Genomic DNA, 9,819 nt, shown 5'->3' with positions numbered 1-9,819 from the left:
GCTCACCGCCTTGACCCGTCTTGAGCCTTTGGGGTGGGTGGCGGGGCGGCGGTCGTGGGCTGGCGCGGCGGGGCGGGGGGGGGGGGGGGCGGGCGGGGGGGCCCCCCCCCGCCCACCCCGGTGGTCCCGCGGGGCGGTCAGTTGACGAAGACCGCCGGGCCGCCCGCCTGGCTGGTGTCGGCCACCGGGCCGTACGTCGCGGAGAAGTAGCCGTCGGCCGGGCAGAGCGTCGAGCCGCCGCTCTTGGCGAAGTGCTCGGTGCGGAACGCCAGGCTGTGCGCGGCGTTGTCGGCGTTGCCGGTGAAGGCGCCGCTCAGCTGGTAGGAACAGGTGATGGTGCCGAACCAGGTGTCCAGGACGGCGGTGGCCTGGATCGTCCCGGCGGACCCGCCGGTGAGGGTGACCGGCAGGCCGGGCGCGTCGGAGACGGTGACGCCGTACGGCAGGTTGCCGACCGTCAGGCTGCGCACCGAGGTGACCCCGGTGACGTTGGCGGTGCACGAGCCGAAGGTCAGCCCGGTCAGCGAGGCGGTCGCGCTGCCCGGCGCCGCCGGGTTGCCCAGCACCGAGGCCGAGAGCTGCGACGTGGCGCAGGTGACGCCGGTGGTGCTGGTCGCGGTCGAGTAGAAGGTGGCCTTGGTGCCGGTGGCGAGCGGCGCGGCGAGCGCGTCGCCCACGGCGACGGCGGTACCGCCCGCGCTCCCGGTGGTGAGCACCGGACCGGCGGCGAGGGGCTGCGGCGACGCGGAGGCGGGGGCGGCGGCCAGTGCGCCGGCCGCGCACACGGTGACGGCGGTGACGGCGGCGGCGGTGACGGCGAGGTGACGGCTGAAGCGCATGGGAAAACCTCTTCCTCGGTGAGGGGCGAGAAGACGTCCTCTCGCGGCTCCCGAGCGGTGGGGACCGGGGAGCGCGCGGCGTTTCCGGTTTCCCTACGGTCCAGCCGTGACCGTGCGCCGTCAAGGCGATGGGACGAACTTGCTGACTTTTCGTCAATAAACCCCAACTCGCCGCCTCCGGAGGCGGGTTGAACGCCTGCTCACCGACCCGACCCCGCGGCCCTGAGGGGCCGGAACACCCGGCGGCCCCGCCGCCTGCGAGAATTCCGGCATGGCTGAGCACGACAGCCACCACGGCTACCTCCTGGACAACCGCACGCCCGGCTGGTCCTGGTGCACGTCGCCGACCGTGCCGAGGCCCTGCGCCGGATGGTCCAGGCGCTGCGCCCCGGCGGCCGGCTGCTCCTGGAGGACGCCGACCCGGCCCTCCAACCGCTGCTCTGCCCGGACGAGTCCGGGCCCGACGAGCGCCTCGCCAACCGGCTGCGGTCGGGCTTCCGCACCCTGATGGCCGGGCGCGGCGCCGACCTCGCGTACGGGCGGACGCTGCCCCGGGCGCTGCGCGAGGCCGGTCTCGTCGACGTCCGGGCCGACGCCTACTTCCCGATCACCTCGCCGGCCTGCGCGGTCCTGGAGGACGCGACGGTCCGGCAGATCCGCGGGCTGCTGGTGCGGGAAGGGCTCGCGACGGACGAGGAGATCGACCTCCACCTGGCCAACGTCGCCGGCGGCCGGCTCGACCTGGCCACCGCCCCGATGATCTCCGCCTGGGCGCGCCGGCCGTGAACCGCCGCCCGGCCGCGGACCGGACTCCGGCCGCGGACCGACGCCCGGCCGCACCGATCGCGCTGGACGCCCCCTGCCTGGCCGTGGACACCACCCGGGGCTGGAACCCGCCCCTGGAGCGGATCGCGGCCTTCGCCACCGGCGCCGTCGAGGATCCCTCCGGCCGGGCGGGGAGCCGGGGGCCGTCCTCGGTCTAACCTCGACGGTATGGACGCGTTCGAACACCCGGGCGGACGGGCCGCCGTGCCACCGGGGGAGGGGCTGGAAGCCCTGGCAGGGCTGCTGGAGCGGCGTGGCACGGTGGTGCTCAGCGGGGCGGGCCTGTCCACCGAGTCCGGGATCCCCGACTACCGCGGCGCCACCGGCCGCCGCCGCAGCGGCACCCCGATGACGTACCAGGAATTCACCGGCAGCGCCGACGCCCGGCGCCGCTACTGGGCCCGCAGCCACAGCGGCTGGCCCGCGATCGCCGGGGCCCGGCCCAACGACGGACACCACGCGGTGGAACGGCTGCGCCGGGCCGGGCACGTCGCGGCGGTCATCACCCAGAACGTGGACGGTCTCCACCACGCGGCCGGCACCCGGGAGGCCGTCGAGCTGCACGGCGGACTCCGCCGGGTGGTCTGCCTCGACTGTCGCCGCACCAGCACCCGGGCCGAGCTGGACCGGCGGCTGGAGGAGCTCAACCACGGCTTTCGGCCGACCGGGGCGGAGCTGCGGCCCGACGGCGACGCGCAGCTGCCGCAGCCCGTGGTGGACGGCTTCCGGGTCGCCGCCTGCACGGACTGCGGCGGAGTGCTCAAGCCCGACGTGGTCTTCTTCGGCGAGAACGTCCCGGTGTCCCGGGTCGAGCACTGCTTCGAACTGGTCGACGCGGCCAGTTCGCTGGTGGTCCTCGGCTCCTCGCTGGCGGTCCTGTCCGGGCTGCGCTTCGTGCGCCGCGCCGCCCGGTCGCGGCTGCCGGTCGCGATCGTCAACCAGGGGCCGACGCGCGGCGACGAACTCGCCGCGCTCCGGCTCGACCTGCCGCTGGGGCCGGCCATGACGGAGGTCGCCCGGCTGCTCGACGCGGCCTGACGGGCCCGTTCGGGCAGTGAGCGGCCCGATCGGTGCCCCGAGCGGCCTGTTCGCGGCCCTGGTGGGCCCGGCCCGGCACGCTGAGTCGGGCTGGGTCGGGCTGGGCCGGGCCCACCAGGGCAGGCGCGCTCAGCCGGCCGGCAGAGCGGGCCTGCCCGGCACCCACAGCGGCACCCGGCCGTCGCGCGGCATGGAACGCGCCGCGTCCTGCTCCAGCCACCCGCCGACCCGTTCCGGATCGCCCTCGCACAGCTCCACCAGCGCGGCCGCGGCGATCCGGGTGCAGCACAGCACCAGCGCCAGGGTGTCCTGGCGGCGGTGCCGCTCCCGTACGTACGCCTCGCCGCGCTCCTCGATCCGGCGGGCGTGGCACGGCCCGTCCTCGGCGGTCAGCGCCTGCACGCCGTGCCACACCAGGGTCAGCGCACAGGGCTCGGCCGGGTGCGAGGCGCCCTCGCGCTGCGCCTGTTCACGAGCCTCCGCCGAGCGCTGCCCCAGCCATTCCAGTGCCGCCGGCCCGTCCTCCCGGCAGGAGCGCAGCACCAGCTCCGCGGCCCGGGCCACCAGGGCCCGCAGGAGCGCCGGCGCGGGCACCCGCAGTCCGGACGCGGGTCCGTCGCCGAACGCCAGCCAGGCGTCGGCGAACGAGGCCGCCCGCAGTCCGCCCATCCAGGCCGGTTCCCCGGCCTCCGTACTCAGCCAGTCCTGTGCCCCCAGCCGCACCAGCCCCACGGCCGTCAGGCGCGCCGCGTCCCCGTCCAGCTCCCGCAGCCATCCACTCCGCACCAGTACACACCCCCGTCAGCGGTTCATCCCCGTGAGGCCTCATCCCACCACACCAGGACGGGAACGAACTAGACAGGGGCACGTCACAATCTGGAAGCGAGCCTTCCGGGCAGTCCTCCGGTGGAGGCGGCTGGGAGCCGGCCGGGCGGGGCCGGGGCGACAGGCCGTGGCGCCGTGGTGCGGCCGTGGCGCGTTTGGCCCCCCGGGGTGTGGGCGTCGGCTGAGTTGGGCAGGGGCACGTCAGGACCCGGGCGGCTGTGCGGACGCCCGGTGCGTCGGGGCGGGCCGGTTGCGGCCTGCCATCACTGTGGTGCGAGCCCGTCGATCAGGGCGAGGGCGTCCTCGACCGATCCCGCCGGGTCGATCACCGGACAGAGGACCCCGCGGACAGTGCGGGTGGCGTCCAGTACGAGGGTGAGCCGCCTTGAGCCGGTCGACGCCCGCCGCCCGGAAGGTGGGCAGGCGCAGCGCGGCGGTCACCGTCCAGGTGGCGCCGGGCGCCACGGGGTCGGTCGACTCGCCGGTGGCGGCGGGGAGTTCCGGCTCGGGCAGCCGGTGGCCGGTCGGGCCGTGCGCGCGGCGGGCCGCTTCTCCAGCACCCCGGCGGCGACCGGCGCCTTGAGGCGCTCGGTGAGGACGCGGCGGCTGACACCCAGTCCGGTGCAGTGGACAGGTTGCGACAGAAGGGGTGGGCCCGATGGTGGATGTGACGACGCGGACAGCGGTCGCGGCGGACCGGGGAGCGGAGTACGAGGCGCGACGCCGGACTTCGGCAGGAGTGTTCTGGCGCTACTGGACGGGATCGCTGGTCAGCCGGCTCGGGGACCAGGTGACCAGTGTCGCCCTGCCGTTGATCGCCGTGCTCACCCTGCACGCGACGGCCTGGCAGGTCGGCCTGATCACCGGCGCCGGGTACCTGGGGTGGCTGCTGGTCGGACTGCCGGCCGGCGTCCTGGTCCACCGGCTCCCGCTGCGCGGCACCCAGGTGGTGATGGACCTGGTGCGCGGGCTGGCCGTGGCCTCGGTTCCGGTGGCGGCCGCGCTGGGCGGCCTCGGCCTGCCGCACCTGGTGGCGGTCGCGCTGCTGGTCGGGCTGGCGAGCGTGGTCTTCGACGTCGGCAACTCCACCTTCCTGCCCTCCATCGTCCCCAGGGAGGAGCTGACCGCCCGCAACAGCCTGCTCTCCGGCAGCAGCGCCGCGACCGAGCTGGCCGGCCCTTCGCTCGGCGGGGTGCTGGTCCAACTCGTCGGCGGCGCGGCCGCGATGGTGCTGGACGCGGTCAGCTACCTGGTCTCGGCGGCCCTGCTGCGCAGCCTGCCGCGCGCGGAACGGTCCGCCGCCGCCCGCCCGGCCGGCGCGGGGATGCGGGAACAGATCCGCGAGGGCTGGCACTTCGTCACCCGGCACCCGGTGATCGGGCCGTGCGCCGCCGACGCCACCGCGGTCAACTTCGTCGCCGGCGGGCTGATGACGCTCACCCCGGTGTTCCTGGTCGACACCCTCGACGCGCCGGCCGCCGCCGTCGGCGCCCTGATGGCCACCGGCGGCCTGGGCAGCCTGATCGGCGCCGCCCTCACACCCCGGGTGGTCTCCCGGATCGGCAGCGGCGGCGCCCTGCGGAGGGCGGCGCTGATCGCCGCGCTCTTCACCTTCCTGCTCCCGGCGGCCGGCTCCGGCTGGGCGGCGCTGGTGTTCGCCGTCGGCAACGCGGGCTTCTCGGCGGGAGTGGTGGTCACCAGCATCGTCACCCGCACCCACCGGCAGACCCACACCCCGCCGGAGCTGCTCCCCAGGGTGATGGCCACCGTCCGGTTCGTCTCCTGGGGCGCCATCCCGGTCGGCGCGGTCCTGGCCGGCGCCGCCTCCACGGCCTGGGGCCCGCGCACGGCGCTGCTCCTGCTGGCGGTGTGCAGCCTGGCCGGCCCGGCGATCCTGCTGGCCGGTTCAATCCGCCGGGTGCGCGACCTCGCCTGAGCGGGGAAGCCGAGGGACGGCGGCGGGCGACCGGCCTCTCCCGGGCCTCGCACGACTGTCGGACCGGTGGACGAGAATGGCAGCATGTCGCCGGTACCGTCCACACCCGCCGTCTCCGCCCGCATGAGCCGACAGGCATCGCGGGACACCGCCCAGGAACTGGCCGTCCGCCGTCTGCTCCATGCCGGTGGGTACCGCTACCGTGTCCAGCGGCCGGTGCCGGGCATGCCTCGCCGTACGGTGGACATCCTCTTCCCGGGGCCGAAGGTGGCGGTCTTCCTCGACGGCTGTTTCTGGCACGGGTGCCCGCAGCACGCCACGCACCCCAAGAGCAACGCCGAATGGTGGCGGACCAAGCTGGGCCGCAACATCGAGCGCGACACCGAGACGACGGAGCATCTGCGGGACGAGGGCTGGACGGTGCTCCGCTTCTGGGAGCACGAGACGCCCGAGGAGGTCGCGCTGCGTGTCGCCGAGACGGTGGACCACGAACGGAAACGCCCCGCCCGGCCGCCTCGTCCCGGCGGGGGGTCTGACGGGTCGGAAGCGGCCGGATAGCCTGGGGCGCCATGATGCGTGTGTGGATGTTGCCGCTGCTGCTGGTGCTCGGCGGTGTGGCCGTCGCGAGCGGCCCGGCCCTCGACGGGAACGGCGGGGCGGCCGCCCTGTTCCTGGTGCCGTTCGTCGGGCTCGCGGCCGTGAACTCGCCGCTGGTCTTCCCGAAGTCGCTCGGTGCGGCGGAGGCGCAGCGCCGCAGCGCGGCCGACGGCCGGCCGGTGGTGTACTGGCGGCCGGGCTGCAAGTACTGCCTGCGGCTGCGCTTGCGGCTCGGCCGGTCGGCCCGGCGGCTGCACTGGGTCGACATCTGGAGCGACCCGGAGGCGGCAGCGGTCGTACGGGCGGCCAACGACGGCAACGAGACCGTGCCGACCGTCGTCGTGGACGGCCGGCCGCACACCAACCCCGACCCCGCGTGGGTGCGCGGACAGCTGTCCGCCGCCTGAATGGCGGGAGTGGCACGGGGCACCTCGCGGAGGGTCTGCGAGGTGCCCCGTGCTGTGGACCGGTGGTGGTCCTGGCCGGTGTCAGCCGACGGCGACTCCGTCGGCGCCCAGGCCGGCCGCGTTGCCGACGGCCTTCAGCGCATCCGTGGAGGAGGCGGCGCGGCACGCCATCTCCACGGCGTGGAAGCCGACTTCGGACCCGACCCGGTCGGCGGGGCCGCCGGGTGCGTCGCGGAAGACGGCGACCTCGCCCGGGAGCAGCTCCGAGCGGAGCAGGCTCGCCAGGCCGGCCCGGCCGCTCAGGCTCAGCTTGCGGTAGATGCGCGTCAGGTGCTGTTCCACCGTGCTGACGGTGATCCAGAGCTTGTCGCTGATCTCCCGGTTGCTGTCGCCCTCGGCCGCCAGTTTCGCCACCCGGAGCTCGGCCCGGCTGAGGCCGGTGAGCAGCGAGCCCACCGCCCCGCCCGGGGTGGTCGCCGGGGGCGGTCCCAGCGGGAGCGCCGGCTCGTCGTCCTCGCGCGGGCCGTCCTCGGCGGGGCGGCGGTCGCCGCAGTCCCCGAGCCCGGCGTCGGTGAGCGGGTCCGCGCGCGGTTCCTCGTCGGGCCCGAACCCGTCGCCGACGGACCGCCCGGGTTCCACGGCCGGGGCGAATCCGGCCCGGATCCGCTGGGTCCCCGCCTCCGCCCGGGCCGGTTCGAGCCGGTCGCCGGGCGTCCGCAGGCGGCCGACGGCCTCCTGCAGCAGGGCGGGCTTCTCCCGGCCCCCGTCGTGGTCGGCCAGGATCCGGAGCAGGGTGCCGCGGGTGCGGTCGTCCAGGGACGGTTCCCGCAGCTGACCGGCCGCCAGGTCCCGGGCCGCGACCGGGTCACCGGCCTGGAAGGTGGCCTCGACCAGGCTGGCGGTCAGCGGGATCAGGGCGGGGATGTCCAGTTGCCAGACCCTGAGCCGACGGGCGCAGGTCCGGAGGTCGTCGAGCGCCTCCGTGGTCCGACCGGCCGCCAGGGCGAGCCGGCCGCGGGCGTGCAGGTAGCGGATGCCCATCACGGTCTCGAACATGGCGCTCGGGACCTCCCGGCCGGCCTCCTTGGCGGCGTCGTCCGTCCGGCCCAGCGCGAGGTGGGCCTGGATGAGCACCGACAGCGGATAGCCGATCGACACCCCCCAGTTCTCCTCGCCCGCCAACGACAGTGCGTCCGAGGCGAGTTCGGCGGCCGCCTCGGGATCCCCGTCGCGCAGGCACACGTCGGCCCGGGCCGCCTTGAGCTGGGCCAGCCAGGTGGTCGCACCCCGACGGGTGGCGTGGCCGATCAGCTCGTCGCACCAGAGCAGGGCCCGGCCGGGCTGGTCCCCGTCGGCGAGGGCGAGGATCGCCGTGGTGATCGCTTCCAGCGGCATCCCGTCCACCCGGCAGGAGGACAGGACGCGTTCGGCGAGCGAGGCGCTCTCCGCGTCGCCGCCCCGGGCCCAGACCCGGGAGAAGACCCCGATCGCCTCCGCGGCCGCGGGCAGGCAGGCGCCCCCGCCCCCGGTGCCGCAGAGCTCGTCGAGGTTCCAGGACCGGGTGAAGGACGGGCCGAAGAACCAGTGGAAGACGTGCAGGAGTTCGACGCCGTCCTCGTGCCCGAGGGTGAGGTGCGAGCGCTTCGCCTCCGCGAGGACGGTGGACACGGTGGTGAGGTCTCCCCGCCACAGCAGCGCCCGGATCAGTGCGACGACGTCCTTGCCGGTGAGCTTGCCCTCCACCAGGGCCTCGCGCAGCGCGCTGGTGTGCGGGGCGACCGCGCTGGGGTTGGTCTGCCAGGTGGAGTGGACGTACGTGCGCAGGGTGGCCAGGTGCTGGTCGTCGTTGGCCGCGGCCAGCGCCAGGTTGAGGTAGAGGTGCGCGGTCGAGGTCTTGCCCTCGGCCAGTTCCTGCTCCGCGGCGTCGGTGAGGATCGGTACGGTCCAGTCGCCGTCGGCCTCGCCCGCGGCGACGATCTGGGCGGCGATGACCGTGGTGGCCATGCCCAGGTCGCGCCGGAGCTTCGTCGCCCGGGTGTACAGCGTGGTCTGCTCGGTGCGCGAGAGCGAGGCGAGGACGGCGGCCGCGACGTTCGGATGACGGAACTCGTCGCCGGCGGTCAGGCCGGCGTTGGTGAGGATCTCCAACGCGTGCCCGACGCACCGCTGGTCGAGGTCGAGCAGCCGGCCGAGCAGCGCCGGGGAGGCGTGCTCGCGCAGGACGGCCATGCCGCTGGCGACCGCGAGGATCTGCGGTTCCCAGCGGTAGAGGCAGGCCAGGACGGCCATTTCGAAGGACCGGCCGACGCGCGGCAGGTCGTCGGGCCGGGCCCGGTCGTGGGTGGCGTCGAGGTGGTTGTCCTCGATCAGGGCGTGGACCAGGATCGGGTTGCCCCCGCTCAGCCGGTGGACGGCCGGGGCGAGTCGCGGCGCGATCGCGTGGTCCGGGGTCCGCTCCAGGATGGTGCGGACGGTGTCCTCGGACATCGGCTTGAGCTGGACCCTGCTGTGCGGCGCGCGGGTCACCTCGGCGCGGAACAGCGGCAGCGTGGGCTGCGGCCGGTCCCACTCGTTGAGCACCATGAGCATGCGCTGGGGGCGCATGCGGCGCTGGAGGTAGAGCAGCGCCTGGAGCGAGGCGGTGTCCGCGAAGTGCACGTCGTCGATGCCGACCACCACGGACCGGCCCTCGCAGGCGCCCAGGAGGACGTTGCAGAGCCGACGGATGGTCTCGTTCTCGACGGCCTGCGGCCGTTCGAAGCGGTGGTCGGGTTCCAGGTGGTCGCCGAACGCCTCCGCGACCAGGGCGGATATTTCCGCGGCGAGTTCGTTCGGCAGTTCGGCGCAGCGCAGCAACTGCTCGATGACCCCCATGGGGAGATCCCGTTCCGCCCGCGAACCGGTCGCCTGGAGGACCAGTGCTCCTTCTTTTGCCGCCAGCGCCGAGAAATCGTGCAGAAGTTGGGTCTTACCACTTCCCAGGGTTCCGCTGACGAGGACCACCCGACCGTTCCCGCAGGACAGTCCCTCGAACAGGTCCAGTAAATACTCCAACGCTTCATGCTGTTCGGCTCGAATCAGCAAGAATGCCTCCGAGTTGTTGTGTAAAAGCCTTGCATCCACCGCAACGGAAAGGCTGACTCCCCCGTTTTGCCTTGAGCCTCCATGACGTTGCGTGATCACTCAGATGCACGGTGTACACAGCGCGAGGGGAACGCCGGCGGGACCGAGTGCCCGGGTTTGCATCTACTTTCACCCTAGGCGAACTTCAACGGCGAACGCTAGGGACTCCGTTCAGCGCCACACCGGTGACTTAAGCATCGTGCGTGTAGCGTGGTTTCAGGAGGTGTCG

Annotated in this window: 8 protein-coding genes and 1 pseudogene; 6 read left to right on the top strand and 3 right to left on the bottom strand. The window is 74.5% G+C overall.

What is annotated here, in order from left to right; genetic code table 11:
• Positions 1–137: 137 nt before the first annotated feature.
• Positions 138–839, bottom strand: a complete 702-nt coding sequence (locus tag ACFWJ4_RS07910) for a Tat pathway signal sequence domain protein (protein WP_380540494.1) — start codon at positions 837–839, stop codon at positions 138–140.
• A gap of 315 nt (positions 840–1,154) precedes the next feature.
• Between ACFWJ4_RS07910 and ACFWJ4_RS07905 the strand changes: the two are divergent.
• The 3 genes and pseudogenes from ACFWJ4_RS07905 to ACFWJ4_RS07895 all read left to right on the top strand — a co-directional run.
• A pseudogene (locus ACFWJ4_RS07905) lies at positions 1,155–1,625 on the top strand (SAM-dependent methyltransferase); the annotation flags it as partial.
• On the top strand, positions 1,622–1,822 hold the full coding sequence (locus tag ACFWJ4_RS07900; RefSeq protein WP_380540491.1) for a hypothetical protein: 201 nt from the start codon (positions 1,622–1,624) through the stop codon (positions 1,820–1,822). The pseudogene ACFWJ4_RS07905 and the gene ACFWJ4_RS07900, both read left to right, overlap by 4 nt.
• Positions 1,823–1,832: 10 nt before the next feature.
• Entirely contained in the window at positions 1,833–2,702 is an 870-nt protein-coding gene (locus ACFWJ4_RS07895) for an NAD-dependent protein deacetylase (protein ID WP_380540488.1), read from the top strand.
• 129 nt (positions 2,703–2,831) lie between these two features.
• Here the strand turns inward: ACFWJ4_RS07895 and ACFWJ4_RS07890 are convergent, their stop codons facing one another.
• Entirely contained in the window at positions 2,832–3,488 is a 657-nt protein-coding gene (locus ACFWJ4_RS07890) for a hypothetical protein (RefSeq protein WP_359898527.1), read from the bottom strand.
• A gap of 697 nt (positions 3,489–4,185) precedes the next feature.
• On the opposite strand from ACFWJ4_RS07890, the gene ACFWJ4_RS07885 reads away from it, so the two are divergent.
• The 3 genes from ACFWJ4_RS07885 (at position 4,186) to ACFWJ4_RS07875 (ending at position 6,467) form a co-directional block, all read left to right on the top strand.
• A complete protein-coding gene (locus ACFWJ4_RS07885) occupies positions 4,186–5,463 on the top strand; it encodes an MFS transporter (protein WP_380540485.1) in 1,278 nt (425 codons plus the stop codon).
• Between the two features lie 84 nt (positions 5,464–5,547).
• Positions 5,548–6,021 carry a very short patch repair endonuclease gene (locus tag ACFWJ4_RS07880; RefSeq protein ID WP_380540482.1) on the top strand — a complete coding sequence of 158 codons (474 nt, stop codon included), beginning with the start codon at positions 5,548–5,550 and terminating at the stop codon, positions 6,019–6,021.
• A gap of 11 nt (positions 6,022–6,032) precedes the next feature.
• A complete protein-coding gene (locus tag ACFWJ4_RS07875; protein WP_380540479.1) occupies positions 6,033–6,467 on the top strand; it encodes a glutaredoxin domain-containing protein in 435 nt (144 codons plus the stop codon).
• Positions 6,468–6,548: 81 nt separating this feature from the next.
• Here ACFWJ4_RS07875 and ACFWJ4_RS07870 read toward each other — a convergent pair whose 3' ends face one another.
• Positions 6,549–9,590, bottom strand: coding sequence for an AAA family ATPase (locus ACFWJ4_RS07870; RefSeq protein WP_380540697.1), 3,042 nt, complete (start codon positions 9,588–9,590; stop codon positions 6,549–6,551).
• Positions 9,591–9,819: the final 229 nt, after the last annotated feature.

This window comes from Kitasatospora sp. NPDC127067, from assembly GCF_042724755.1.
Classification (GTDB): Bacteria; Actinomycetota; Actinomycetes; order Streptomycetales; family Streptomycetaceae; genus Kitasatospora; species Kitasatospora lactacystinica.
Note: the sequence above shows the minus strand (reverse complement) of the source record. Positions and strands in the feature narration are given on the sequence as shown.